General features: G+C 37.0%; 28 protein-coding genes. 22 read left to right on the forward strand and 6 right to left on the reverse strand.

Annotated features, from left to right (window positions below; genetic code table 11):
* From FUT79_RS03695 to FUT79_RS03780, 18 genes are all read left to right on the forward strand, one after another.
* Positions 1 to 702 (forward strand): hypothetical protein, encoded by a 702-nt coding sequence (locus FUT79_RS03695; protein WP_148889272.1) that lies wholly within the window; start codon positions 1 to 3, stop codon positions 700 to 702.
* A 4-nt stretch (positions 703 to 706) separates the two neighbouring features.
* Positions 707 to 901, forward strand: a complete 195-nt coding sequence (locus tag FUT79_RS03700) for a hypothetical protein (RefSeq protein ID WP_002696308.1) — start codon at positions 707 to 709, stop codon at positions 899 to 901.
* Between the two features lie 41 nt (positions 902 to 942).
* On the forward strand, positions 943 to 1,455 hold the full coding sequence (locus tag FUT79_RS03705; protein ID WP_024751779.1) for a host-nuclease inhibitor Gam family protein: 513 nt from the start codon (positions 943 to 945) through the stop codon (positions 1,453 to 1,455).
* Between the two features lie 82 nt (positions 1,456 to 1,537).
* Positions 1,538 to 1,981, forward strand: a complete 444-nt coding sequence (locus tag FUT79_RS03710) for a regulatory protein GemA (RefSeq protein WP_231577609.1) — start codon at positions 1,538 to 1,540, stop codon at positions 1,979 to 1,981.
* An 18-nt stretch (positions 1,982 to 1,999) separates the two neighbouring features.
* A complete protein-coding gene (locus FUT79_RS15475; RefSeq protein WP_002696311.1) occupies positions 2,000 to 2,404 on the forward strand; it encodes a MerR family transcriptional regulator in 405 nt (134 codons plus the stop codon).
* A 96-nt stretch (positions 2,405 to 2,500) separates the two neighbouring features.
* A complete protein-coding gene (locus FUT79_RS03720; protein WP_024751777.1) occupies positions 2,501 to 3,055 on the forward strand; it encodes a peptidoglycan recognition protein family protein in 555 nt (184 codons plus the stop codon).
* A 23-nt stretch (positions 3,056 to 3,078) separates the two neighbouring features.
* Entirely contained in the window at positions 3,079 to 3,414 is a 336-nt protein-coding gene (locus FUT79_RS03725; RefSeq protein ID WP_024751776.1) for a hypothetical protein, read from the forward strand.
* Positions 3,398 to 3,760: a hypothetical protein gene (locus FUT79_RS03730; protein ID WP_148889275.1), complete on the forward strand. Its 363-nt coding sequence runs from the start codon at positions 3,398 to 3,400 to the stop codon at positions 3,758 to 3,760. Before FUT79_RS03725 ends, FUT79_RS03730 begins: the two co-directional genes overlap by 17 nt.
* A complete protein-coding gene (locus FUT79_RS03735) occupies positions 3,741 to 4,019 on the forward strand; it encodes a hypothetical protein (protein ID WP_238569973.1) in 279 nt (92 codons plus the stop codon). The genes FUT79_RS03730 and FUT79_RS03735 overlap by 20 nt, the downstream gene beginning before the upstream one ends.
* A gap of 4 nt (positions 4,020 to 4,023) precedes the next feature.
* Positions 4,024 to 4,422: a hypothetical protein gene (locus FUT79_RS03740; RefSeq protein ID WP_148878661.1), complete on the forward strand. Its 399-nt coding sequence runs from the start codon at positions 4,024 to 4,026 to the stop codon at positions 4,420 to 4,422.
* A 26-nt stretch (positions 4,423 to 4,448) separates the two neighbouring features.
* On the forward strand, positions 4,449 to 4,739 hold the full coding sequence (locus tag FUT79_RS03745; RefSeq protein ID WP_024751680.1) for a hypothetical protein: 291 nt from the start codon (positions 4,449 to 4,451) through the stop codon (positions 4,737 to 4,739).
* Positions 4,740 to 4,754: 15 nt separating this feature from the next.
* The gene (locus FUT79_RS03750) at positions 4,755 to 5,291 is read left to right on the forward strand and encodes a phage protein Gp27 family protein (protein WP_002696333.1); all 537 of its coding nucleotides are present in this window, start codon (positions 4,755 to 4,757) and stop codon (positions 5,289 to 5,291) included.
* Positions 5,288 to 6,814, forward strand: coding sequence for a hypothetical protein (locus FUT79_RS03755; RefSeq protein ID WP_044634728.1), 1,527 nt, complete (start codon positions 5,288 to 5,290; stop codon positions 6,812 to 6,814). Before FUT79_RS03750 ends, FUT79_RS03755 begins: the two co-directional genes overlap by 4 nt.
* The gene (locus FUT79_RS03760; RefSeq protein ID WP_044634727.1) at positions 6,811 to 8,061 is read left to right on the forward strand and encodes a phage portal protein family protein; all 1,251 of its coding nucleotides are present in this window, start codon (positions 6,811 to 6,813) and stop codon (positions 8,059 to 8,061) included. Before FUT79_RS03755 ends, FUT79_RS03760 begins: the two co-directional genes overlap by 4 nt.
* A 386-nt stretch (positions 8,062 to 8,447) precedes the next feature.
* Positions 8,448 to 9,500: a phage head morphogenesis protein gene (locus tag FUT79_RS15005; protein WP_244951101.1), complete on the forward strand. Its 1,053-nt coding sequence runs from the start codon at positions 8,448 to 8,450 to the stop codon at positions 9,498 to 9,500.
* Entirely contained in the window at positions 9,484 to 9,669 is a 186-nt protein-coding gene (locus FUT79_RS03770) for a hypothetical protein (RefSeq protein WP_024751770.1), read from the forward strand. Before FUT79_RS15005 ends, FUT79_RS03770 begins: the two co-directional genes overlap by 17 nt.
* Before the next feature lie 158 nt (positions 9,670 to 9,827).
* Positions 9,828 to 10,514: a DNA-methyltransferase gene (locus tag FUT79_RS03775; protein ID WP_148889277.1), complete on the forward strand. Its 687-nt coding sequence runs from the start codon at positions 9,828 to 9,830 to the stop codon at positions 10,512 to 10,514.
* Between the two features lie 692 nt (positions 10,515 to 11,206).
* Complete coding sequence (locus FUT79_RS03780) at positions 11,207 to 12,691, forward strand: hypothetical protein (protein ID WP_024752237.1); 1,485 nt, start codon at positions 11,207 to 11,209, stop codon at positions 12,689 to 12,691.
* Between the two features lie 427 nt (positions 12,692 to 13,118).
* Here the strand turns inward: FUT79_RS03780 and metK are convergent, their stop codons facing one another.
* Positions 13,119 to 14,288 (reverse strand): methionine adenosyltransferase, encoded by a 1,170-nt coding sequence (gene metK / locus FUT79_RS03785; RefSeq protein ID WP_024752238.1) that lies wholly within the window; start codon positions 14,286 to 14,288, stop codon positions 13,119 to 13,121.
* A 97-nt stretch (positions 14,289 to 14,385) separates the two neighbouring features.
* Between metK and FUT79_RS03790 the strand changes: the two genes are divergently transcribed.
* Positions 14,386 to 14,691 (forward strand): isoamylase early set domain-containing protein, encoded by a 306-nt coding sequence (locus FUT79_RS03790; protein WP_024752239.1) that lies wholly within the window; start codon positions 14,386 to 14,388, stop codon positions 14,689 to 14,691.
* A 10-nt stretch (positions 14,692 to 14,701) separates the two neighbouring features.
* Positions 14,702 to 14,866 carry a hypothetical protein gene (locus FUT79_RS15010; protein ID WP_156009253.1) on the forward strand — a complete coding sequence of 55 codons (165 nt, stop codon included), beginning with the start codon at positions 14,702 to 14,704 and terminating at the stop codon, positions 14,864 to 14,866.
* Between the two features lie 501 nt (positions 14,867 to 15,367).
* Here FUT79_RS15010 and FUT79_RS03795 read toward each other — a convergent pair.
* A complete protein-coding gene (locus FUT79_RS03795) occupies positions 15,368 to 15,730 on the reverse strand; it encodes a VOC family protein (RefSeq protein ID WP_002700009.1) in 363 nt (120 codons plus the stop codon).
* Positions 15,731 to 17,263: 1,533 nt separating this feature from the next.
* Here FUT79_RS03795 and FUT79_RS03800 point away from each other — a divergent pair.
* The gene (locus FUT79_RS03800; protein ID WP_024752241.1) at positions 17,264 to 18,550 is read left to right on the forward strand and encodes a haloacid dehalogenase-like hydrolase; all 1,287 of its coding nucleotides are present in this window, start codon (positions 17,264 to 17,266) and stop codon (positions 18,548 to 18,550) included.
* Between the two features lie 256 nt (positions 18,551 to 18,806).
* On the forward strand, positions 18,807 to 20,807 hold the full coding sequence (locus FUT79_RS03805; protein WP_162147452.1) for a methyl-accepting chemotaxis protein: 2,001 nt from the start codon (positions 18,807 to 18,809) through the stop codon (positions 20,805 to 20,807).
* A gap of 65 nt (positions 20,808 to 20,872) precedes the next feature.
* On the opposite strand, the gene FUT79_RS03810 is transcribed toward FUT79_RS03805, so the two are convergent.
* The 4 genes from FUT79_RS03810 to FUT79_RS03825 all read right to left on the reverse strand — a co-directional run bounded on the left by FUT79_RS03810 (position 20,873) and on the right by FUT79_RS03825 (position 25,044).
* Positions 20,873 to 21,541 (reverse strand): PrsW family glutamic-type intramembrane protease, encoded by a 669-nt coding sequence (locus tag FUT79_RS03810; protein ID WP_002699748.1) that lies wholly within the window; start codon positions 21,539 to 21,541, stop codon positions 20,873 to 20,875.
* Positions 21,542 to 21,544: 3 nt separating this feature from the next.
* Positions 21,545 to 22,795, reverse strand: a complete 1,251-nt coding sequence (gene purD / locus FUT79_RS03815) for a phosphoribosylamine--glycine ligase (protein ID WP_002699750.1) — start codon at positions 22,793 to 22,795, stop codon at positions 21,545 to 21,547.
* Between the two features lie 33 nt (positions 22,796 to 22,828).
* Positions 22,829 to 24,358 carry a bifunctional phosphoribosylaminoimidazolecarboxamide formyltransferase/IMP cyclohydrolase gene (purH, locus tag FUT79_RS03820; RefSeq protein ID WP_024752243.1) on the reverse strand — a complete coding sequence of 510 codons (1,530 nt, stop codon included), beginning with the start codon at positions 24,356 to 24,358 and terminating at the stop codon, positions 22,829 to 22,831.
* A 188-nt stretch (positions 24,359 to 24,546) separates the two neighbouring features.
* Positions 24,547 to 25,044, reverse strand: coding sequence for a deoxycytidylate deaminase (locus FUT79_RS03825; RefSeq protein WP_024752244.1), 498 nt, complete (start codon positions 25,042 to 25,044; stop codon positions 24,547 to 24,549).
* Positions 25,045 to 25,339: the final 295 nt, after the last annotated feature.

Genomic DNA, 25,339 nt, shown 5'->3' on the forward strand with positions numbered 1-25,339 from the left:
ATGATTGAAACAAAAGCATTAACTGAAAAGCTCGGATTGAACAAAGAAACGGCAAAACGGATTAAGAGTTTGGAACAAGGGCTTATAAAAGTATTGATGGAAGCAACGTTGAAAGCGTTTAAAATCGGCGAAATATTATACATGGTCGAAGCGAACAATTCAAAAGGCAGACAAGCGTTTGTAGATTGGGTAACAAAGGATTTAAAAATCTCGTGGCAAACGTGTTTGAACTATAAAAAGCTTTTTGTGTTTTTCTATCAGGATCCCGAACGCTTGGAAAACCTTACCATTATGCAAGCGTACGCAGAAGCGGGCATTGCGGTTAAAAAAGCCTTACCACCTCCGAAAGAAGAGTATGAAGAGGTATTTACCGCAGGCGAAGAGGAAGAAGCATACGATGCAGAGCTTGCCGAAATATTTAAGCGCAATCCTTTAAGCGGAATACAACTCAAGAAGTATCGCGTGAATGTTGAGGACGGCACGGTTTGGGGCTTCAGGAAAGGCTACGGCAGAATTTCAATTGCGGATATTCGCCTGACTAAACCTGCGGGGCTTCCCGAACTTGAATGGCTTACCATGCAAAACGAAGTGCAAATTGTTTTTGAAAAGTATTTTGAAAAAATAGAGCGGTGCGAAGATGAGGGCGTAATTCCTGAACCTGAAGACACGCCGTTTGGATTAAAACATATCGGCAGGAGGTGAGAATATGAAAGTAAGTGCTGACGCATATAGCTTGCTTGATAGCAAACTTTTTGAAATTGAAAATACGGCAACTTCGGGGATTTTACAAAAAAACCCGCGCGATTGTTGTGTGGAAATTAAAAATATTGTCTTTGAAATAAGGCAGATTTTAAAAAATGAATTTTACATCGATGGCGGTGATGAACCGCCTGCGGCGTAAAAGATAAAAAAAATAAACATAAAACTTTAGGAGGTTTTATAATGGCGAAGTACAAACCGAGTACGGGAAAAATTGAATCGATTGAGGAAGTCAATAGCGCACTTAAAACTATCGGACTTCTCGAACATGAACTTGATTTAATTGACGCAAAATCAAATAAAGAGATAAGCGCAATTAAAGAAAAGGCAGCAAAGGACGGCGAGGGAAAGCGAAAGCAAATTGCAGAGCTTGCCGCAAAAATTGGAGCCTTCGCCGAATACAATCGTGATGAATTGTTCATCGATAAAAAAACGATTGAACTTACATTCGGAACTTTCGGATTTAGAAAATCGACAAGCATTAGTATTAAAACAAAAACGACAGTCGGTCTTCTGGAAAAACTCGGGCTGACCGATTATATTCGACTTAAAAAAGAAGCCGACAAGGAAAAGATGGCAGAGCTTGACGATGAAACGCTTGCACAAGTTGACGCCGTTCGAAAGGTAAAAGATACTTTCTTTTGCGAGGCAAATAAAGAAGAGGTTAATCGAGACCTTCTTAAAAGTGCCGGTTAATTTTTAAAGCCAAACCATACAGGGGAAAAAACTTTTTCCCCTGTGTGTATTTTTATTCAAATTAAGGAGAGATGTTATTTTGTTGAGAGAGCGAAAACAAAAAATTGCACTTATTCATATTGCAAAAAAAGAGCTTGGGTTAAACGATGAAAACTATCGCGCGATTCTTTTAAATGCTAATATAAATTCCGCAAGCGAAATAGAAAGCGAGGAGCAGTTTAAAATAATTATGCGCGCCTTTGAAAACTTAGGATTTAAGCGCACACTTTCTAATTATGAATTTAAAAATAAACGCTCAGGAGGCGGGGCTAATCGCTTAACTTCAAAACAAGAATACTATATACGGGGCTTGTGGGATTTAGCAAGCCGCAACCGAAGTGAGCGGAGCCTTCGGGCAATCGTGTATCGAATAACCGGCGAATACGATATTTCATGGCTTAGCAAAAAAGACGCAAGTAAGGTTATTCTTGCCTTACGAGATATTTGCAAAAAGGCAGGATATAATCCTGATACAAAACAAAGTTAAAAAAAAGAGGATGTAAAAATGTTTTTGACGCCCTGTGAATGTGCTCAAATTATGAGCGAAATTGAAAACAAAGAAGTATCGGTTAGGAAAGTGTATTACTTGCTTGAAAGTTTTGAATTACTTGCGGTTAAAATCGGTAATAGTTGCAAAATAACAATACAAGAATTGGAGGAGTATTATGAGCGAAGGGATCCGCGGTGTGCAGGAATTGTTAGAGAACTTGCCGGCAATATTAAGCGTCAAAGAGGTGGCGGATGTTTTCAACGTAAGCCAAATCACTATCCGTCGATTGATATACAAGAGGAATTTAAATGCGTACAAAATCCCGGGAGAGCGGGAGTGGAATATCAACAAGTCAGATTTAAAAAAGTTTATCGAAAGAAACGAAACGATAAACAATTAGAATTTTGTTTTTCAGCGTAAAAAAACACTTTAGGATTTTTTATATCTTAAAGTGTTTTTTTATTTCTATGTATCTCTTCTCCGATTTTTCCCGCTTCTCTTTCTTATAATGTTTTTATGAATATTGAAAAACAAATGTTAACGGTAAATCCGTTTTCCCGTCCAGGGCAAAAGCTGCAAGAGGTTAAGGGAGTGGTTATTCACTGGGTTGCAAACCCCGGAACAAGTGCACAAGCAAACAGAAACTATTTTGAAAGTTTAAAGCGGCAGAAAAAAAAAGACGGAGCCAGATACGCTTCAGCACATTTTATCATCGGCATTACAGGCGATGTACTGCAATGTTTACCGATTGATGAAGTAGCCTATCATGTCGGCGCGTGGAAATATCGGGATGGCATTGAGTACCGTTTAAGTTCGTATCCGAATAATTGCACCATCGGCATTGAGCTTTGTCATAAAAATTGGACGGGTGCATTTACAGAGGAAACGCTTGCAAGTGCAATTGTACTTACCGCAACTTTGTTAAAACAATTTTCATTAAATCCGCAAACAGATTTATACCGGCATTTCGACATCACCGGTAAAGACTGTCCGCGATATTTTATCGGCAACCTCGGCGCATGGATTGATTTTAAATGTGCCGTTGAAAAATATTTAATAAGCATTTTATAAATGCTTAAAAAAGGAGTTAAAAAATGTTTGAACTTATGAATTTCCTCCCGGTATTCGTACTCATTGCGGTGCTGCTCACCGTTATTTTTACGGAACTTATCAAAAAGCTTGATGTGAAAGATAAACTGAAAGGCTATCGCGTATGGATACCTTTTTTGTTTTCCGCTCTTTTTGCGTTTCTTTTACAGTTTGGCGAGTTTATTAAAATCCGCGAGGTGTGGTTTTGGGGAGCGACTATTTTCGGATTGAGTGTATTTTTTTATGAAGCTATTTTGAAAAAAATACAAGAGACGTCATATCCTAAAAAAGAAACTGAAACGGATGAAGAGGGAAATAAAAAGAATGTGTACAAAATTTAAAAAACGAATACAAGAAATTTTATCACGCATTACAGCGCTTTTAAAACAAGCGATTGCTTTTTTTAAAACGCATTGGAAAGCGTTTGCCGCAGCCTGTTCCGCTGCGGCAGCGGGCTTTTTGTATGTCGTTTTTAAAAATAAACATCGATGTAAAAAAATACTTTTTGCCGCAAAACAAAATGCGGAAGGCGAAAGGGAAAAAGAATATGAAAAAGTTAATCAAACTCCTGCAGGTGATCTTGTTTCTGGTGCTCACAATGCAGATGAGTTACAGTCAACCAAAGACGACATCAAAAGCGATTCCGCATCAGCAATTCAAAATAGAATTGAAGAAAGCGGATTATAGTAAATCCGAAGTTGAAAAGATTATTGCAATTTGTTTTGAGGAAATGAACACGAGTATTGACCGCGCATTTGATGAAGGGTACAAGCAAGGTCTACTCGCCGCCTCTCCCGATGCTGCTTATTATAAACGTTTAAGTAAAGATTTAGAAAAGGAAGTAAACCGCTTACAATCATGGCGAGTTGTGCCGTGGTGGACTATCCCGCTTTGCATTGCCGGAGGTACAGCTCTCGGCTTTAGTTTTTCGTATTTAAGGAAATAAAAAAATGGGATTTGAAAGTTTAATCATAGCGGCGAAAGATTGGGGGCCGACGGCGGTAACAACGATTATAGCGTTTGTCATCTCGTATCTTTTTAAACAGCAAATGAAAAACGCCGCAGAGGACGCAGCACGTTCTGATGAGTTTAAAAAAAATCTTGCAAACGGGTTGAATCGTTTAGAAGAAAATTTCAATAAAAATGTTTCGGAATTAAAACAAAAAATTGAAAAACAACAAAATGAAATTGATACGTTAAAGTTAGAAAAACTTGAGCGAGAAGATTTCTATAAAGACATGGGAGGCTGGCGGGCTGAAATAAATCGCCTACAAGATTTAGTCATCAATCAAAATAATAGTACGCTGCAAAAGATTATTGAACTTTGGCAATCACAAAATAAAAAATAAATTTAAAAAAGAAGAGGTAAAAAAAAATGAAAGGAAACAAAAAGTTTTTACGCGGTGAAATTTTAAACTATTTAATGACAACATACCCTGACGGGATTCCGGAACAAGTATTATTTCACCGTTTCTATGAATATAACGAAACGGAAGAAATCAAAATGTCAACAGAGTACCTGACCGAAAAAGGGTACACGGAAAAAAAAGAAGTGCCGCATCCGTACAAAGAAAAACAAAAGGTTCGCTGGTTTAAAATAACCGCAAAAGGCATTGACCTGCTTGAAGGAAACATCTCGAAAGACGCCGGCATAGTCCTCGACTAAACAAGGGGGCAAACTATGGGCGCAAAAAGTAAAGCGGAAGAGCACGGACTCGTTGAACTTATCATTGAAAAATGGGAAGGCGGAAAAAACACAATCGTTTATGTTACTGAAGAAGTAAATAAAAAAATACAAGAGCTCGGCCTTAAGGTTACGTTAAGCCGCGAAGGCATTCGGCGGGTTATAAAATCTCACAAAGAAGAAATTGAAGATGCAAAAAAAGCGATTGAGTCTGCAAAGGCAATGGCGGAAGTTTTAAAAGACTATCCCGGCACCGAAGCAAGCGAAGCAGTCCTTATGCAAATGACAAGTCTCATCTCTAAAGATTTGCGTACAATCGATAGTTTGGAATTTGAAGACCCGAAAGAATTACTTTTAACTACTGCGCGCATTGCAGAAGCTCAATTAAAACTTTCAAACTACAGAACAAAAGCAGCAAAGGCATTGGAGAAAGCAAAAGGGGAAATTAAAAAAGAATTGCAAAATGCAATCAAAAACGATCCAGAACTTTTACAAAAGCTTTGCGCAATAGTGGATAAGGCAGAAGTAAAGTGAGCGATATTTTAAATGAGCTTGTAGGCGAAAATTCAAAAGAAGTTCTTGAAAAAAAAGAGCGGCTTCAAAAAGCGGAGCATGATTTTTTTTACTTTTGCAAAACATACCTTCCGCATTATTTTTCGTACGAGCCTGCTCCGTATCATAAAATATTAATTGACATTGCAAACACTCACACGCTCACCAATGAGCATGTTGAAAACATAAAATCGCTTCTTAAAAAAGAATATCATTCGCTTTTAATTCCGACTGAGAAATTAAAAGCAGTTGTTGATATTGAGCCGCGCGGATTTTCAAAATCAACCCGATGGGCTTTAGCCTATCCGTTATGGCGTTTATTATTTAAAAAAAATAATTTTGTCTGTATTTTTTGTGCAACGCAAGATATGGCAAATAGAGCTTTACAAAGTATCAAAGATGAAATCGAAGGAAACGAAATAATTTTTGAAGACTTCGGTGCAATGGAAGGCTCAATTTGGAAAAGCGATTTTTTATCGTTTAAAAACGGAACAGCAATAAAATCATTCGGCGCGGGTGCTGCCGTTCGAGGCGTGAAGTTTAGGCAGTACCGCCCTGACTTAATTATTTGTGATGACATTTTAAAAGATGAAGCAGCACGTACATTTTCTCAAAGACAAAAAATATATAATTGGTTCTTGCGAGCTGTTATGCCGCTCGGTCAAGATACGTTTACTATTATTATAAATACTATCTTTCATTCAGATGATTTACCGAGTAGGCTTTTAAAAAGAATTGAAAATGGCGAATTGGAAAACTGGATTGGTTTACGATTTGCAGCGTTTACTCCGCAAGGCGATTCCCTTTGGTCTTCCTATTGGACAAGTGAAAAACTAGAAACAAAAAAGAAAGAAATCGGAAGTGCAGCATTCAGTACCGAATACATGAACGAGCCCTTAAGCGATGAGGAGCGAGTCTTTAAACCTGAATGGTTTACGCGCTTTTCTCATGTTGATATATCAAGTTTAAAAGTATACATGGGCGTTGACCCTTCCGCCGGTAAGCATGATGAGTTCGCTATTTTTACTTTAGGTATCGCCTCGGATGGAATGATGTATGCACTCAACGAATGGGCGGAGTGTTGTTCGGTTGACTCAGCAATAAATAAATTAATTGAAAAGTATCTTTTATACAAACCGATTTTAATCGGATTTGAAGAGGTAGGTTTTCAATCAATTTATAAAAAGCACATCATGGAAGCGGCGAGCAAAAAAGGTGTGTACTTACCGATTAAAGGATGCAGTACAAAAGGGATCGGAAAAGAACGCATTCTTTCACTTTCACCGTTTATTGAAAACGGCATGCTTAAGTTCAAAGAGAACATGAATAAAACAATTGACCAATTGACGATGTATCCCAAATCGGAGTTTGACGATTTGCAGGACGCGCTCTATTATGCGTGGGAAATTTCTCAAATCGGTTTTAAAGAAGTTACCGCGTTTAATTTAACATCCGGCTTTGACCGTCTCGGCGCGGCATTGCATGGTTTTAGGAGAAGAAGATGAAAAATAATTTAAACATTGAAATAATATCACCGGATAAATTCGAAGCGGTAATTGCCGAGCTTCCCAATCCGAATGAGATAATAAGCGATAAGGTAAGCTTCTATTCGCTTATCGATGAAATGATGCTTGATTCAAAAATCGGTTCGCATTTACGCTTGCGGAAAGATATTGTTACAAGTTTTAATTTTGTAATTGAGCAAAAAAACGCAAGCGATAAAGTATATGAGTTTGTGCGCGATAATCTTACCTCCAATCTTAATTGGGATAATGATGTAAAAGAGTTTTTAACCGCCATTGAATACGGTTTTGCGTTTTCAGAAGTCTTATGGGCCCAAAACGATGCGGGCTACTGGATTCCCGATTCACTTCGAAATAAAAGACCGGAGCAAATATTTTTTAAAACGGAAATTATAAAAACAAAACAGGGACAGCGTTCAATATGGGTTCCGATGTTAACAAAAGAGAATAGACCGCTTATCGAAAAATGTAAATTTTTAATTTACCGAAATAATCCGCGCGCTGAAAATCCCTACGGTTTTTCAGATTTGCTAATGTGTTATTGGCCGTGGCGATTTAAACAGTTTGGCTGGGAGTTTTGGCTTAAGGCTGCAAAAAAGGCTGGCGTTCCTTCTATTGTTGCATTGTTTGAAAGCACGAACACAGAGGAAGCAAGGAATGCAGCACAGGCTATTTCGCAAACCCTTTCAGAAATGGAAGGAGGCGCGGGCTTAGCTCTTTCTAATGTCAAAGATATTAAGACGCTTGAAATGAGCGGAGCTCTGCAAGACCATAAGGTATTAATTGAAACATGCAATCAAGAAATAAGCTTTGCGCTTACCACGCAATCGTTAAGCACGCAAGAGGGCACATATGGCACACGAAGTCAAGCAGAAGTGCACGATGAAAATTTAGTGCGAGTTTGTCATGGAGATGCAAAAGCGGTGCAAGGCGTATTCCAAGAATTAATTAATTGGATGGTTGCGATTAACTTCGGCGAAGGAGTAGCAGCACCGTCCGGTTATTTTGATTTAAAAAGCTATGCAACGTTTACGGAAATTATGCAGGCAATACAAAATAAAATCCCTGTTTCAAAAGAGGCCTTATACACTCGGTACGGTTTACCGCGCCCGAAAGATGATGAGGATACGTTTATTGTAGAGGCTCCGCAAGCGCAAGGCTTTATGCTTGCCGATTCAAACTCTAAAAAAAAAATTCAAAACAGCAGATCACCCGTAAAAATATTTTAGCCGATGAAAAAGAAAAATCATCGGAGCTTGAATCTTTTTGCGATGCCGGCAAAAAACGATTTGATGAGTGCATTTCTAAAACGTTAAAACAAGCGTTAAAAGATGTTTTCAACATTGATAAAACGCTTGAGAAAAACGAATTAAAAAAGCTTGTAAAAAATATCTCGTATCCTGAAAGCTCAGCGGAGCTTATCAAGCTCACCGAAAAAATAATTGCGGGTGCTTTTCTTTTAGGCTTTAATCATGCAGGAATTACGCTGCAAAAAAAAGACGTAAACCTTGCCGATAATGTTTCTTATACTTCCGCCGTTGACCCGCTCCCGTTTGAAGAAGCGATTGGTTTTTTAAAAAGCAAAGTATCAATTGAAAAACAAGTTTGGGATGCATTGGAGCCGAAGTTCCGCTTTAGAGCCTTTACGGTTGCACGCCTGAGCGAATGCGACCATATCGAAGATGTGCGTAAGCGATTAATTCAAGCTCTCGAAAAAGGCGAAGGATGGCAGGAGTCATGGGAAGAAATAGAAAGCTTTACCAAAAATATTAGAAAGCCTTTTTTACCCGGCTATTGGGAAACAGTTTATCGCACCAATGTGCAGACCGCTTATACCGCAGGCCGCCTCACTCAATACGCAAGTAATCCGCCTCGTGCGTGGGAGCTCTTAGTCATCCAAGACGGAAGAACAACCGACATATGCAACAACATCGCAAGCATTGCAGGCAACGGGAAAGCACTCAAGGCCGATCACCCGTTTTGGACGGTCTACGGATTCCCGCCATACCATTTTAACTGCCGCACCACAATCCGCGCCGTATACGATTATGAAGCGGGAGCAGGCACCAACATCGTAGAACCGTCAATAGACGAAATAAAAAAAGACTTTATGCCGCAAGAAGGCTTCGGCGGAAATCCAATCGAAAATGGCGATTGGTGGCGTTTAATTGAATCAATGGAAAAACGGATAGAAGAGTACGGCATACAAGAAGAGGTTGAAGAGCAGGCAAAGGAAATCGGTGTACAAGATTATATTCTTACAAAAGAAGATATAGAAAACACACCGTTTAAAACTACTCCTAAATCGGTTGGAGCAATGGAACGACGGTGGTATATTAAACATCAAAAAACCGTATATAATCCTGAATATGACGCATATGATTTTGATACTTTTATCAAACAGGGCACTTATGTAAAAAGTATAAAAGTAATTGCGGAAGGGAAAGAAATAAGAGATGTAAACAGACTTATAAAAACATATAAACATCAAAACGGGAGCTTTACAAAAGCAAAAGATTGGTATAAGGTGAGAGGTACGGCGATACTTGTGAATGAAGACGGTGATGAATATCGTGCTGAAATACACTGGTACCAATGTAAAAACATTGGAAAGGTTGAGATTAAACAAAAACGAATTATAAAGGTGATACATGAAGGTAGTAAATAAAAATAAAAAAGATATTTGGTTTCAAGATAAAGAAGCTTATGAGGTATTTGCAATAGAGGGAAAATATTATCGTATAGTCGACGATTCCGGAGAAGACTATTTATACCCAAAGGTTTTTTTCGATATTGTTGATGACAGCCCCATACCGGAACCGGAAAATAAAAAATAAGTTTAAATTTAAAAACATATTATCTTCTCAATATAAAAAGCTTTCAAGCAGTTTGTTTGAAAGATTTTTTATTTTTTTTTGCATTTATCTGTATTACAAAATTACATCGTTTAATTCAGTATAATTTAAAAATTATGTAAAAAAGGAAGGTAAAAAAAATGAAATTAACCGAAAATATCGAACTACTGCATGGCGACTGTTTAGACTTTTTGCCGAAAATTCCGGATGAAAGCATACAGTCAATAATTACTGATCCGCCGTATTTTTTAGGCATGACTCACAATAGCCAAAAGGGTTGCTTTAATGATTTAGCTATTTGTAAGCCTTTTTATGAAAAGCTTTTTAAAGAATATAAGCGCATTTTAAAGCCTGACGGCTGTATATATTTCTTTTGCGATTGGCGCAGCTATGCTTTTTATTATCCGCTTCTTGATTCTGTTATACAGGTTAAAAATTTATTAGTCTGGAAAAAACACGGTCGGCCGTCTCTAAATGTTTACGGTTCAGGTCATGAACTTATTATGTTTTCCGGAAAAATTAAAAAGTCCTACATAACAAATATAATTGATGATGTAGCCTCGTTTAATATCGGAGCGAGAAAAACAAACGGCGAAAAAATACACCCGACGCAAAAACCGATAGAACTAATGGAAAAATTTATTTTTGACAGCACCGATGAAGGCGATGTCGTATTGGATTCGTTTATGGGTTCCGGCACAACCGGCATTGCGTGCCTGAATACAAACCGCCGATTTATCGGCATGGAAATTGACGATAATTATTTTAATATCGCAAAAAACAGACTGGAAACCGCGATAAAAGGGCAATCAAAAAAAGCGGTTTAATGGGTATTAAAACGGCGTAAAAATCCGAATAAAAAGCCCTGTAAAACGATGGTTATCCACAAGCTGTGAATAACTTTTACAACATCATAAAAAACAGCCCCGAATATCTGGTTTTTTACTACTTTTTAAGCGGATTTTCTTAAAAATTTTCCCGATTTTTCAAAACCAAAAAATAAAAAGATTTAAGGTAACAGAAACGGCTAAAAACAGCCCTTTTTGGGCATTTTTCATCAATTTTTGCCAAACCTCGTGTAAAATCATACCTTTTCCTAAAAGCACACTTTATCACTGATAAACACTATATATATGGCTTTTTGCTTATTTTTTAATAAACATACGCTATATATGGATTTGCTCGAAAGGTAACAGTTTTGCCAAATCTCATGTAAAATGACACCGTTGCGCCGTGTCGAGCTCTTTTTTATAAAACTTTTTTATGTTTTGGTAGGATGTATTAAAAAACGAATCGACTTATTAAAAAAAACGCTGTATTAGAGTAAGAAAACAATGCACCGAAAAAGCTCCTTTAAATTTAGGAGAGGTTCTTTCTTAAAAAAACAAAAGCTTGATTTTTTTATTGTTTTACATTATCGTAACTCAATATAAATTTAACGGTGTAAAAAGAACCATCATTTTCCTTTAGAGAAAGAGCGGAAATAAATCTTCTTAAAAATCCGTCCAAGAGTAAGAACATGTTAACAGAAATAGATAAACAAATATTAAAAGAAGAATATCCTCAGCTCAGTCTTACCGATGATTTTGATATTGAACGATATTTTGAGCTTAGGAAACAAGGTAAAGAGCAAGAAGCCTTAAAAATATACAATAGCCGTCTGGTCATTAAATATCCTGATGAAAGTACACGAGTAAAACTCATGTCGTATTATCGGCAAAAAGATCCGCGTTTTGAAAAATTGCTTGGTAAAATTCTTGTGCAACTGGTAAAAAAAATTACAAAAGAGATAAAAAAGATAATTGATTTTTTTTCCGGTACTGTTACACCGTTGGATATTCAGCAAGTATATACGGTTATTCAGGTTTGCGAAAAAATTGTTTCCGCTATTGCGCCCGATCGGCTGGAATCTATTAACTTTGTCAGAAAATATGCACGGTATGCATCTTTACTTCAGTATCGTGAAAAAGAGATGCAAAAAGCATCGGATATTATTCGAATGTATGTAACAGACACTATTTCTTCTGTAAGAGAATTTAAGGAAGAAGAGGATAATCGAAGAAAACAGTCAAAGTTGCAGGCAGAGAGACAAAAGTACATGCCCAAGATGCTTGATTTTTCGAAAATTACCTTTACTAAAGCTCAAGAAGCATCAATCCTCATTCCGAAAACCATTGTTGCAGTTGAAGATAAGGTTTTAGCGTATACAATGAAATACTGGCATAAATTTAATGACGGCGCTTTTGAGAATATGATTTTATTATACAGCAGAAAGTACAAAACAGATCATTATAATATTTTCCAATCGGTAAAAATCGGAAGATTACGCGGGTGGCGAGATGAAGAAATTTTGCAATCTGTTTTGTCAAATGTTGTTTCCGGATACTATTACAGCATTAGCGGAGACCTTTATTTACAACGGAATTGGCAACGCTTAAAATCGACACTTGTTCCCGAGAAACAAAAAAAACTTTCAGCGCCGGAACAGCGTCAAGCACTTCCCACTCCAAAAGAACCGAAAATATCGCAAGCAAAAAAAAAGCCGGTGGCGCGAAAAAATACAGCACCGAAGAGACAAAAAGCGCTCACAAAACAGAAAGAAAAAAAACAGGAAGGAAGATTGCCGACGCAAGAAGCTCAAAAATTACAAACGCCTGTATTCGTCGGATCACCGCTAGTGAAAGATAAAACCGGTTCAATTGCCGATTTGGTAAGACAAACAACAGGGAAAACATACGAAATTTATAAAGAGCTTTTCTTTAAAGATATCCGCGTTTCAATTAGAAAAATTTTGAATCGATCCGCAATACAAAAGATTTCATTATTCGGTACTGAGCAGAATATTGCGGAAAATCACATATATCACTTTCTGGAAGTTCAATACGATAATCCATATCAAAACTGGCAAGCGAGCACTGAATATAAAGAAGTTCTCGCACAAGGTTTTAAAGTGGATTCTCTTGAGCAAATTATTAAAGATTGGGCACGAAGAAAAAAATATTAGCCGGTTATGATTAGTGTAGCGTTTCGTAATTAACTTCCTGGTATAAAAATCGGAGTATCAACAATAAGAGACTGCGAATTTAAGCGTTCCTATGGTAAACTGCTCACCGTAGGCGAAGTAAAGGGAAAATGGCAAAACTTCGCCGTTGCTCCGTGTCGAATTCTTTTTTATACAATTTTTTACGATTTGTATAACATGCACTAAGAAAAATAGTCGAGTTATCAGAAAAACGTTATACTAGTGTAGCGTTTTGTAATTAACTTCCGGTTATACAAATTGGAGCACTAACAATGAGGGAGTGCAGATTTAAGCATTCCTATGGTAAATTGCTCGCCGTTGCGCCGTGTCGAACTCTTTTTTATAAAATTTTTTATGTTTTGGGTAAGATGTATTAAAAAACGAATCGACTTATTAAAAAAACGTTATACTAGCCGATGTTTTTTTTCAATTCTTCAGTTTTATCGGTTTTTTCCCACGTGAATTCCGGCTTGCCGAAATGCCCATATATTGATGTTTTTTGGTATACCGGCTTATATAAATCAAGTGCTTTGATAATTCCCGCAGGACTTAAATCAAAAGATTTTTCTATCGCTTTTTCTATCTTTTCTTCAGGGACTGTTTCTGTTCCAAAAGTATCAACTCTGACTGAAATAGGGAAGGGGACTCCGATTGCATAGGCAAATTGTACTTCGCATCGCTCAGCAAAACCTGCGGCTACAATATTTTTTGCAACATATCTTGCCATATAGGCTGCAGATCTGTCCACCTTTGACGGATCTTTACCGGAAAAAGCGCCTCCGCCGTGTCGCCCCATTCCTCCGTATGTATCTACAATAATTTTTCTTCCTGTTAAACCGGTATCTCCGGCAGGACCTCCGATTACAAAACGTCCGGTCGGATTGATGAAAAACTCGGTATCGTTATCCAATAAACCGGACGGTTCCAAAACAGGTTTAATAATTTCTTCAATGAGTGTATTTTTTATCAGCGAATATGAAGGAGTTGGATTATGCTGATGGGAAAGCACAACGGTCTTTATTCGTATAGGTTTAAAACCTTCGTATTCTACGGTTATTTGAGTTTTTGAATCGGGCCGCAGCCAATCAATTTGTTTTGATTTTCGCAATGCTGCCGCTTTTTTTAACACTGCATGAGCATACATTATCGGGGCAGGCATAAGTTCCGGGGTTTCCGAGCAGGCAAAGCCAAACATCATTCCCTGATCGCCGGCTCCTTGTTGACCGGCAAATTCTTGTAAACCGGAGCCTTTTACTCCTTGCGCAATATCCGGAGATTGATTATGAATCATATTTATAACCGCCATGGAATCACAATCTAAACCAAACTCGGCATTCGTGTATCCAATATCTCGTGCAATATCTCGTGCTATTTGTTGTACATCGACAAAAGTGTTTGTGGTAATTTCTCCGCCTATTAATATCAATGCGTTAGAAGCAAATGTTTCGCAGGCAACATGACTTGAAGAATCATCACGCAAGCACGCATCAAGTACTGCATCCGATATTTGATCGCAGAGTTTATCCGGATGCCCTTCGCCAACAGATTCAGATGTAAAGATTTTTTTCGGTCGTTTCATAATAAGCTCCTTGTACTAAACAGGTATTTATACTATAATAAAAACCGGCAGTAAACGCAATACTTCCTATAATTTTATTTATGCAATGGAGGAAATTATGGCACTACACAAAAGCTATTCGGCAAAAGAGGATATTTGTAAGGTTAAATTTGAACTCCCGGCTGAAGTAACAGAAGGAGTAAGAAAAGTTGCCTTGGTAGGAGATTTTAACAACTGGCAAACTTCTGCTGATTTATTAAAAAAGAATAAAAAAGGAATTTTTTCAATTACTCTTAAGTTAAAAAGAGGTGAATATCAATTCAGATACTTAATTGATGATTGTCGATGGGAAAACGACTGGGCGGCAGATAACTATGTGCCGTCAAACTGCGGAGCGGCAGATAATTCCGTTGTGATTGTTTAAAATGCAAATGATGGAAAAAGTACAGATTGCAACATATCGGGATGAAAATGATGCTAATAAATTTTTAGCAACATTAGAGCCCGCAGACCTTCTTGATATTAAAGTAACCAATACACGCGGTATTCTTTGCTTTACTATTATCTACAAGGTCAATGTTCCATCGCTAGATGCTTAAGAACTATTATTATATACCAAGCTACACAATGTATCCGCAATTGAGGTTGCAAGTGTAAGAACTTCAAAACGCTTAAAAAGAGGGTTGCGCATTAAACAATCGCTTCTGTTTGGAGTCGCGATCGCCTGTGCCGTTCTGAATTTGACATTTGTAGCGGTTTACTGTCGGTGTGCAAAATTCGGAACACGGTATTGTTGCTACTCTTGCCCGCCATAACTCCATGTTAATTGGAGAATGTTCCTGCGGAACCTTTTTGAATAAATAAAAAATTTAAAAGCATACTATTTGCAGGTGTACGACTGCATAATTAAAAATCACAACGAAAACTGCTTACAGCGAAAAGCACTAATAGTTTGTATACGTTAGATTCCTTCGCGCTGCTTTCCGGAACTTGCTGCTATGCAGAAGTTTACAGAAAATAACATCGAGATTTTCAAAAGCTGACTGAGTTTTTGTAGATGTTTTACAATAACCTTACTCAAAAAATTAAAGAATTTGAACCTATTCTTCAATAAAATCAAGCTCGATATCGTTGGGATCTACAGCGGTAAGAATTTTCTTTCCTCCGCGTATAGTGCGCGGGGGCGAAATAATTCGCACATTGTTTGACACAAGATATTTCTCTGTTTCTGCAATTTGGTCTACAATGAAAGTAAGAGAAATCCTTCCACCCTTAACCAAATTTGCAGCTTCATTATGAAGAAGTTCTATTTGCGTTCCGCTTTCAGGTTCTGTTAAAAAAGCGATACGTTTTCCGGGCTGCGGAGAAATCATTGAAACAAATGTAAAGTGCAATATTTTTTCATAAAATCCAAGCGACTTGTCCATATCCTTTGTTCGAATAACAACGCTTTTCATCTTCATAAACAACCTCGCAAATTGAATATAGAGAGGAAAAATTCCCTCCGTTATGCGCACGTTTCTTTAAAACCGATGCACCATATTTATTATACCTCATATTTATGTTTTTACCAGATGTTTTGTATTTATTTTTATCATACCAGTAAAAAATTTGCGATACCTTTTTTTTGTGATAATTTTAGACAGCGTTTTTAATAGTGCCAACATTGTGCACTGCATGCTGTTTTTTATTTTTCAAAAATTCACTTCCTATTCGATTGCCCGATAATCACATAAAAAAATTTTATAAAAAGAGCTCGACACAACGGTTTGGTTTTGACGTCCATGTCAAAACCAAACCTATGAGTTTGAAAACTCCTATTATACAAATGCGGTAGTTTTCAAACTCAATTCTGTTTGGAACTACGGGCGTCCATGCCCGTTCTGATTTTTGACGTCCATGTCAAAATGAAACCTGCGAGTTTTAAAGCTTTGCAAACAGTCTTGCTTTAAAACGTCGCTGCTGCTTGGAACCACCGCCGTCCGTGGCGGTTCTGAGTTTTTGCCGTCCGTGGCAAAATGAAACCTTGCGAGTTTTAAAGCTTTGTAAACGGCCTTGCTTTAAAACGTCGCTTCTGTTTGGAACCACGGGCGTCCATGCCCGTTCTGATTTTGATGTCTATGTCAAAACCAAACCGTCTGCGTGGAACCACCGCCACGTCCTGATTTTTAGTCTTCTTGATTAAATCAGTGCTGCAAGTTTAAAAACTCCTATTTATGTCGGTGCGGTAGTTTTTAAACATCGTTTTGCATTATTCTGAGTTTGACAACGGTGGGTAAGTTTACCATAGGAATATTGAATCCACAAACCGCTGTTGCCGACGCTCCAATTATGATAAGAGCAATTTAATTGCAGACGGTATACTATTCATTATCACACTCAAGATATTTTATTTTTGAATTTGCTAGGAAGCAAAATTCTATGAAGAAAAAAATGGAAGCACTGGTTTTGCATATATAAAATGAAATCTTTTTTATATATAGAAATCAATTGTTCTAAAGATAATGAATATATTCAAAAATAAATATTTGTAAAAAGAAGTCCTTCTTTGAAATTTACACTTGTCCTATTTTCGAAACTATGATTTAATAGTGAAACTTTAATTGAATGCAGGAATAATTTTAATATACAATCAATTTGTGGTTACTAATGTGTAAGTCTAAAAACATGCTGTGTATTATTCAAGGCAAGTTTTTAATTTATACATTGATGCCAAAATATTGCAATATTACATAGGTTTCTTACATTAGGTTTTGTGATCTCGAAAAGAAAACGCTGTCTCTAGTAAAAAATGAAGCGGCTAAAACTGGAACGAAAAATTTATAGCCTTGGGCTTGCCGTCAAATATAGCGATGACGGGATTGTAAAAGAGAAGTGAAATAAGGTTGAGATAACAAAGCATTAAGATTTTAATACAATTTTTGGTTGGATGGTTTTCCAATTAAATAATTGATATCTTTGACGAAGAATTGCAGTACGCAATTCAAGGAGGTTTTATGAAAAACAAATTTTTAGGAAAGCGGCAGCTCGTTACCGGTGTATCACTGGTATGTATGTTGTTGTTTTTATCTTGTGCAAGCAAGCCTGCTGAAACAAATTCTGCAGAAGCTTTACTTAAGCAAGGAAACTGGGAACCCGCTAATAGGGCGCGATTAGTGGAGCTTATTCAAAAAAATGCAAACAGTGGCGCCTATGCTGTTTTTGATTGGGACTTTACCTGTATCTTTCAGGATACACAGGAATCTCTTTTTCGCTATCAAATTGATAATCTTCTCTTTAAGTTAACTCCGGAAGAATTTCATACTGCAATCAGAGTTGATGTGCCTAAGAAAAATTTTTCTTCTGACTATGTTAATGTGAAGGGCGAGGAAATCAATATTGAATCAATCGGAGCAGATCTTGATTCCGCTTATACCTATATCTACAACAACTATGAAGGGCTTAACGGAAAAAAATCTTTGCAAGAAATAAAAGCGACAGAAGAGTACAAAGACTTTAGAGGAAAGCTGGCCTTTTTATACGAGGCAATCGGAGGAAGTTTTTCTGCTGAAATCGCATACCCCTGGGTGCTCTATTTATTTACAGGGATGACTACACAAGACGTAGATGAAGTTACACAAAAAGCAAATGACTATGCGCTTACTCAACCGATTGCCCGATATTCAATTGAATCAAGTGATGTGCTTACCGGCAAGGCAGGGAAGGTTTCGTTAAGCGGATATAAACAAGGTTTGCGAGTGCAACCTGAAACACAAAACTTAATGAAGGCTTTAATGCAAAATGGAATTGAAGTATATATCTGCTCCGCATCACTTGAAGATGTGGTACGGGTTTTTGCATCTAATCCAAAATACGGTTACAATGTAAAACCTGAAAACGTTATTGGAATGCGATTAGAAAAAGACGCTGCAGGGAAATATCTTCCGGTGTATAAAAAAGATTATCCCCAAACACAAAGTGCGGGAAAAACAAAGGCAATTAAATCGGAGATTGCTCCAAAGCATAATAATCAAGGTCCCGTTTTTGTTGCGGGAGACAGTAACGGTGATTATGATATGGCCGTCGACTTTCCCGAATCAACAGAGTTAGTTCTTGTTATGAATAGAGTTCGAAAATCTTCAGATCGTATTTCAAAACTTTCTAAACTTGCGGTTGAAGAAACAGGTAAAGCTGACGCAAAAGTAATTTTGCAAGGACGAGATGAAAACAAAGGAGTTTTTATTCCTTATCAAGGTTCTTATCCGTTCGGAAAAAAAACAATTGAGGTGTTGAGCTCGAAATAAGTTTAATTTAGAAAAACAATCTTTTATGCAAGAACCCCTTGCATAAAAGATTGAAAAGCTGTTGTCGGTTTTAGAGTGTACATCTAAATAATTTCTACTATCATGTTATGAGGAATATGAATTGAGTTTAAAAACAAAACTTATTTTGATAAGCGTTTGTACTAATTTATTTGTATTAGGTGTATTAAGTATTTTTTTGTATAATCGCATGTTTATAATGGTTGAAAGACAACTTGACTCGAATAGAGTCGAGGATATGAATATACTGGATACTGTTGTATGTAAATACTTTCAAAACATCAGTGATACAACAAAATTATTATCGAGGCATCCTCTCTTTAAAAATATCGGCAGCAATCTTTCAAGTTATGTAAATGCGAATGATCCGAGCGGGACCACACCGATGATCGCAAGGAATCCTTATGAAGAAGAAGTTCTTCAAGTTTGTAAAAATTTTATGGATTGCTTTGGAGATTCTTTTACCGTCTCGCTTGGTGCTGAAGAAAATGGCGGTTTCATTATGTATCCTACTGCGCCTCGCAGTAACGGTTATGATGTGCGCAAAAGAGGATGGTACAAGGCGGCGGTTGCCAAAAAACACCAAATAGTATTTTCGGAACCCTATCAGACAACTGCCGGGGAATTTGTTATCACTTGCGGAAGAACCGTTACGGATGCAAATGACAAGTTACAGGGAGTCGCAACTATTGATGCAGGGCTTGAATACCTTTCGGACTTTATCAGAACAAGCGCGGATCAAAAAAATGAGATCACAATGATTTTCAATAAAAGCGGACTTATCCTTGCTCATTCAAAAGATACTTCCTTAATATTTAAAAATATTGATGATCTTGGTATCGAGGGAATTAATTCTTTTAGAGAGAAGGAGCTTTTATTTTCTACACAGATAAATGGCACTGCATATAAAGTAATTACAAAAAAGTCTGCTTACAAAGATATTTCTTTATACTATGCTCTGTTAATCCCTCATACAGAGTATAAAAGATATTCTGAACAAATTTTGCTAATAACTGCTGTAGGACTTATAATTTCAAGTGCTTTAATTATTGTTTCCTCTTTTATTTTTGCGGGCACATTGATTAAGCCGATTAATAAGGTAACACTTGCATTGAAAAATATTTCAGAAGGAGCCGGAGATTTAACTGTTCGTCTTAAAAGTAAAAGAAGAGACGAGGTGGGAATGCTTTGTGAGTACTTTAATCAAACAATGCAGAAAATACAGGAATCTATCATTTCAATCAGTAGACAAACAGCGGTTATGAATGAAACTTCCATTACGCTTTCAACTAACATGAATGAAAGTGCTTCATCCGTTCAACAAATAAATACAAATATTTCCGGTATAAAAGAAAAGGTTCAAACAATTTTGCAGGACTCTGATAGGACAGGAGCTAATGTACAAGCAGTGGTTGCCGGTATGCAAAATTTAAATACTACTATGCATAGTCAGACAAAAGAAGTTGAAACTACATTGAATTCATTACAAGGTATTGTGAGTAATATTTCTTTTGTAACCGAGATTTTAGATACCAATATTGATTCTGTTCAAAGTCTGCAAGAGGAAACCGAAGAAGGAAAACAAAGCGTTGAACGTTCGGCTGTTTTAACAAAACAAATCAATGAAGAGTCCGAAGGATTGTTGGAAGCTTCATCCGTTATCCAACATATTGCAAGTCAGACAAACTTGCTTGCAATGAATGCTGCAATAGAAGCCGCCCATGCCGGAGATGCGGGAAAAGGCTTTGCTGTTGTTGCCGATGAAATTAGAAAACTTGCGGAAGAATCAAGTACACAAGGAAAATCAATTACCAGAGTATTGAAAGAATTAAAGACAACAATAGAGGAAGTCTCTAAGCAATCGCTGCTGGTGCAAAATAAATTTGATTCTATATTTAATCTTACCAAGGTAGTACGTTCACAAGAGGATCAAATAATGAAGGCAATGAACATGCAGGCAAAAAGTGGAGAAAATATTTCTCAAGCAATGGAATCGATAAATAGGTTATTGGCCGGTATTACAACGCAGTCTGCGGAAATGCATCAATACGGGGAATCCATTACAGAGGAATTAAAAATTTTGCAGCATGGAATTTATTTGATTAATGATAATATCACCGAAATTTCCGCAGGAACCGAACAAGTTTTCGCGGCAATTGTTGATGTAAATATTCAAGCAAAATTGAATGAAGAAAGTGTTCAAAATGTAACAAAAGCAATACATTCGTTTAAAGTTTAATGTGTAAAAACCGATCGATGTTAAATTCAGCGGTCGGTTTTTATTATAAGAAGTGAAAATTATTTTTATACTTCCTGATATTCACTTAAGTAGTAAAAAACTTTTTGTAATAAGAAAATAATAATAAGAACGGAAAAAATAAAAAAGAAAGAGCCGATAATAATAAAAAAATTATATAGCCCGTGTAATAAAAAAGGAATAAGAAAAAATAAAACCTGTTTCATTTTATTTTTTACTATTGCGATACGCAAGTAAAAGACGCTTAAACCGCCGTGTAATAAAACAGCGGTTAAAGCGCGGACTAATACAAAGTTTGGAAATATAACGCCATAACCGATTGTTTCAAGCCCGCCAAAAGAAAATCCGAAAAAAACAGCCAGAATAAGAGTTTGAAAAATTGAAACACGTTGTTGGGCAGGTAAAGAATCTTCAAATTTTTCTCTTTTAGCAGAGCTAAGAAGTTTAAATAAAAAAAGGAAAAAAATAAGTTTAACTCCTTCTTCTATTAAGGCGGCTTGTATGAAGGATACATATAAAAGGGACAAAGGCGCTTGGAATCCCTTACTATCAAAACCAAGTAGCCATTGAAGAAATAACACTACGACAAGCGCGCAAAAAGCAAAGGTAAAACTCAAAAACAAAGGCAAAGGAGCAATATTTTTTTTGGCTCCCGTAAAAAACGCCCATAGAAGAGCGGGAAGAAATGAAAAAAGAATTACCGCTGCAATAATCATGGTTTATATAATTCCGATATCTTTTCTATACTTCATTCCGGTAAAATTAATTTTCTTAATATTTTCTAAGAGCGTTTTTCTGCATAAGTTAAAATCAGAATCAATGCAGCTGATGCAAAGCACTCGTCCGCCTGAAGTAATAATTTTTTCTTGGATTTTTTTTGTGCCGCTGTGAAAAACTATGATAGAATCAGGTAAACTGTCTAAACCGGAAATCGGAAAACCTGTTTGATATTTTTCAGGATAGCCTTTCGAAGTACAAACGATAGCCATAGCTTTTTTATTGCTCCACTCAAGATCGTTTTGTGTGAGATTACCGTCAATAGCTTTACGCAGTATTTGTCCTAAATCAGATTTGAGTCTGAGCATAAGCACTTGTGTTTCAGGATCGCCGAAGCGTACATTGAATTCAAGCACGCGAATATCTTTTTCTTGTATCATAAAACCGATGAATAAAATTCCGGTATAATTCATTTTCTCGGCAGTTAGACCGGCAGATATTTTTTGCAGTATTTCCGAAATTTTCTTTTGCACTTCATTTGTTACCGCAGGGTTTGGAGAAATACAACCTACTCCGCCGGTATTTAGTCCGGTATCATTTTCACCGATTTTTTTATAGTCGCGCGCTGTTTCAAGTGGGAATATATTATTCTTACTTACAACGCAAAGCTGTGAAGCTTCTATCCCTTGGAGAAATTCTTCCAGAATAACTTTCTTTCCTTCATCTCCGAAAATCTTTTTTATAAAAATAGAATCTAAGGTCCCTAACGCAGCTTCTTTTGACTCGCAAATAAAAACTCCCTTACCGGCACAAAGTCCGTCTGCTTTTATGACTACCGGAAAAGAATAATTTTCTACCAACGCTGCAGCTTGTTCAAAGGAGTACGCAGTATCCCAGTTTGCGGTAGGAATACAGTATTTTTTCATAAAAGCTTTTGCAAAATCCTTGCTTCCTTCAAGTTGTGCAGAGATTTTATCAGGTCCGAAAATGGTTAAGCCTCTTTTTTTAAAAACATCCGATATGCCCATACAGAGCGGTGCTTCCGGTCCTACAACGGTTATATCAATTTGATTGGATTCCGCAAAGTTTGCTAGACCTTCAAGATCAAGCGGTTGTAACGGTACCAGCTCTGCAATTTTTTCAATACCGGCATTGCCTTCAGTACAATACAATTTATTCACGCTTGCAGATTGTGCAAGTTTATAACAGAGGGCATGTTCTCTTCCCCCTGTTCCAATAACTAAAATATTCATATCGGTTCCTTCATCTTTATATCGATTAAAATATTAATGTTTAAAATGGCGTATGTTTGTAATAACTAAAGCAATATTAAATTGGTCAGCAAGCTCAATAACTTTTGGATCTTTTACGGAACCTCCAGGTTGAATAACTGCGGTAACCCCATGTTCCGCTAAATGCTGAATAGTGTCTTCAAAAAAGAATCCGTCTGATGCAAGGACTGCCCCTTTAGGAGAGTGTATTGAGCGGGCAATTGATTTCTCTACAGACCAAAATCGTTTTACCTCTCCTTGTCCTATTGCAAGTGTTTGTTTATTTTTTGCAAGTACTATAGCATTTGAGTTAATATTTTTTACCGCCTTCCAGGCAAATAATAAATCATCCATTTCTTCACTACTTGGTTTTCGTTTGCTTGCAAAGGTAAGATCATCCTTCAATACTATACTATCGGCCTCTTGTATAAGCACACCGTTTAATACTTGTCGGGAACTGTAAGGCTCAAATTTAAAACTGTTGATTTTAGGCATTTCCAATAATCGAATATTTTTCTTTTGTGTTAATAGCGTAATTGCATCTTCTGAAAATGAAGGAGCGATCACAATTTCAATAAAAATTTTTGAAATTGCATCTGCTGTTTTGCTGTCCATTTCTCTGTTTACACTGATAATTCCGCCGAAAATAGATTCCGGATCTGCCTCGTGAGTTTTTTCAAAAGCTTCTGAAAGTGTTGCGGCACTTGCAATTCCGCAAGGATTAGTATGCTTAATAGCTACAACAGTCGGCTCGTCAAATTCTTTTAATACTTTGACGGCCGCGTATGTGTCAATTAAATTATTATATGAAAGTTCTTTTCCATGAAGCTGTTTAAATTCAGCCATGCACTCTTCAGATAAATCAGGTTTTTGGTAAAGAGCTGCCTGTTGATGAGGGTTTTCCCCGTAACGTAGAGCTTGAGTTTTTTTATACGTAAAAGAAATTCTTTCGGGAAAAGTTTCGCCTGCTAGCTCATTAAAATAGTTTGAGATTATTGAGTCATAATAAGCGGTATATGAAAAAGCTTTTGCTGCCAGTTTTTTCCGCATTGCCATCTGTGCCTGATCATCTTTTTGTAAAATTGCAAGTACGGCTGCATAATCCGAAGGATCGGTTACGGTATATACATCGGCATAATTTTTTGCTGCGGCTCTAATCATGGAAACTCCGCCTATATCAATATTTTCAATAATGGCAGCATGATCTTCTTTGTCTTTTTTTAAAGCCGCTTCAAAAGGATAGAGATTATTTACAATCATATCAATAGGATTAATATGCAGTTGTTCGCAATCTTCTTTATCGGTTTTTAAATTTCGTCGAAATAATATGCCTCCATATAAAATAGGATGTAAGGTTTTAACTCTTCCCCCCAATATTTCAGGAAAGCCGGTAATCTTACGTACATCTTGTACCGGAACTTTTGCTTTTCGAAGGAACTCTGCGGTTCCTCCGGTAGAAATAATTTGCCATCCCTGTTTTATAAGTCCGTTTGCAAAATCAGCAATATCCGTTTTGTCATATACGGAAATTAAGGCGGTTTTCATATTTACTCCTAGAAATTATTTAAAAGAGAGTAGCGGTTATTCTCATACATACCGCAAGCTTTCAATGAACGGAAGTATACCACAGCAAAAAAAAATAAAAAAGCGGGATGAGCTTTTTTATTTTTAACTCACAAAAGGTATATGCAGAAAATACATCTGGCGATAATCTGAGATGAAAGTTTTAAGCTTTACTGCTGCGTGTATTGCTCTATTGTATCGCTTAAATGCTCAAGTTTTATTCCCGCCTGCTTGAACATAGCGATTGTATCATTTGCATCGTGATATCGTTTTTCTGCAACAACTCGTACAATACCGCAATTTATAATCAGCATTGCGCAAGTTCTGCATGGAGTCATTTTACAATAGAGTGTTGCCCCATTGATGGCGATGCCGCGCCGTGCTGCCTGACAAATTGCATTTTGTTCGGCATGAACGGTACGCACACAGTGTTGGGTAATGCTTCCGTCTTCGTGTTGCATTTTTTTTAGCTGATGACCGACTTCATCGCAGTGCGGTAAACCTGTAGGCGATCCCACATAACCGGTTACCAATATTTGATTGTCCCGAGCAATAACACAACCTGAACGCCCCCGATCACAGGTAGCGCGCTTCGCAATTGCATGACAAACTTCCATAAAATATTCATCCCAGGTAGGACGTTTATATTCTTCTGTTAATTTTTCCATTCTATACCTTCCAAAAATTAAAATTTTGATTTTTATTTATAACGCATCGCAGCTTTTTATTAAAGCGATCGATATAAATTGTATATATTCACTACTTACATCCCTCAGATAGAATTAAGGTACGCAAAAAGCTGCGGTAAATAGGCAGCACTTGGACTTTGCGTACTATTACAACGTTTTGTAATTAAGCTGCCGTTATACTAATCGGGGCATTAATAATAACGGCTTGCAGATTCAGCATTACTATGGTAAATTGCGCAAGGGCGAAGTTACAGTAAATTTCTAAAACTTCGCC

Origin of the sequence: Treponema phagedenis (assembly GCF_008153345.1) — a bacterium.
GTDB classification, from domain to species: Bacteria; Spirochaetota; Spirochaetia; order Treponematales; family Treponemataceae; genus Treponema; species Treponema phagedenis.

Bases quoted from the DNA above. Each gene is read 5' to 3' on its own strand.
- FUT79_RS03695 (WP_148889272.1), top strand. From the start codon at position 1: ATGATTGAAACAAAAGCATTAACTGAAAAGCTCGGATTGAACAAAGAA.
- FUT79_RS03700 (WP_002696308.1), top strand. From the start codon at position 707: ATGAAAGTAAGTGCTGACGCATATAGCTTGCTTGATAGCAAACTTTTT.
- FUT79_RS03705 (WP_024751779.1), top strand. From the start codon at position 943: ATGGCGAAGTACAAACCGAGTACGGGAAAAATTGAATCGATTGAGGAA.
- FUT79_RS15475 (WP_002696311.1), top strand. From the start codon at position 2,000: ATGTTTTTGACGCCCTGTGAATGTGCTCAAATTATGAGCGAAATTGAA.
- FUT79_RS03720 (WP_024751777.1), top strand. From the start codon at position 2,501: ATGAATATTGAAAAACAAATGTTAACGGTAAATCCGTTTTCCCGTCCA.
- FUT79_RS03725 (WP_024751776.1), top strand. From the start codon at position 3,079: ATGTTTGAACTTATGAATTTCCTCCCGGTATTCGTACTCATTGCGGTG.
- FUT79_RS03730 (WP_148889275.1), top strand. From the start codon at position 3,398: ATGTGTACAAAATTTAAAAAACGAATACAAGAAATTTTATCACGCATT.
- FUT79_RS03740 (WP_148878661.1), top strand. From the start codon at position 4,024: ATGGGATTTGAAAGTTTAATCATAGCGGCGAAAGATTGGGGGCCGACG.
- FUT79_RS03745 (WP_024751680.1), top strand. From the start codon at position 4,449: ATGAAAGGAAACAAAAAGTTTTTACGCGGTGAAATTTTAAACTATTTA.
- FUT79_RS03750 (WP_002696333.1), top strand. From the start codon at position 4,755: ATGGGCGCAAAAAGTAAAGCGGAAGAGCACGGACTCGTTGAACTTATC.
- FUT79_RS03760 (WP_044634727.1), top strand. From the start codon at position 6,811: ATGAAAAATAATTTAAACATTGAAATAATATCACCGGATAAATTCGAA.
- FUT79_RS03770 (WP_024751770.1), top strand. From the start codon at position 9,484: ATGAAGGTAGTAAATAAAAATAAAAAAGATATTTGGTTTCAAGATAAA.
- FUT79_RS03775 (WP_148889277.1), top strand. From the start codon at position 9,828: ATGAAATTAACCGAAAATATCGAACTACTGCATGGCGACTGTTTAGAC.
- FUT79_RS03780 (WP_024752237.1), top strand. From the start codon at position 11,207: ATGTTAACAGAAATAGATAAACAAATATTAAAAGAAGAATATCCTCAG.
- metK (WP_024752238.1), bottom strand. From the start codon at position 14,288: ATGAAACGACCGAAAAAAATCTTTACATCTGAATCTGTTGGCGAAGGG.
- FUT79_RS03790 (WP_024752239.1), top strand. From the start codon at position 14,386: ATGGCACTACACAAAAGCTATTCGGCAAAAGAGGATATTTGTAAGGTT.
- FUT79_RS15010 (WP_156009253.1), top strand. From the start codon at position 14,702: ATGGAAAAAGTACAGATTGCAACATATCGGGATGAAAATGATGCTAAT.
- FUT79_RS03795 (WP_002700009.1), bottom strand. From the start codon at position 15,730: ATGAAGATGAAAAGCGTTGTTATTCGAACAAAGGATATGGACAAGTCG.
- FUT79_RS03800 (WP_024752241.1), top strand. From the start codon at position 17,264: ATGAAAAACAAATTTTTAGGAAAGCGGCAGCTCGTTACCGGTGTATCA.
- FUT79_RS03805 (WP_162147452.1), top strand. From the start codon at position 18,807: ATGAATATACTGGATACTGTTGTATGTAAATACTTTCAAAACATCAGT.
- FUT79_RS03810 (WP_002699748.1), bottom strand. From the start codon at position 21,541: ATGATTATTGCAGCGGTAATTCTTTTTTCATTTCTTCCCGCTCTTCTA.
- purD (WP_002699750.1), bottom strand. From the start codon at position 22,795: ATGAATATTTTAGTTATTGGAACAGGGGGAAGAGAACATGCCCTCTGT.
- purH (WP_024752243.1), bottom strand. From the start codon at position 24,358: ATGAAAACCGCCTTAATTTCCGTATATGACAAAACGGATATTGCTGAT.
- FUT79_RS03825 (WP_024752244.1), bottom strand. From the start codon at position 25,044: ATGGAAAAATTAACAGAAGAATATAAACGTCCTACCTGGGATGAATAT.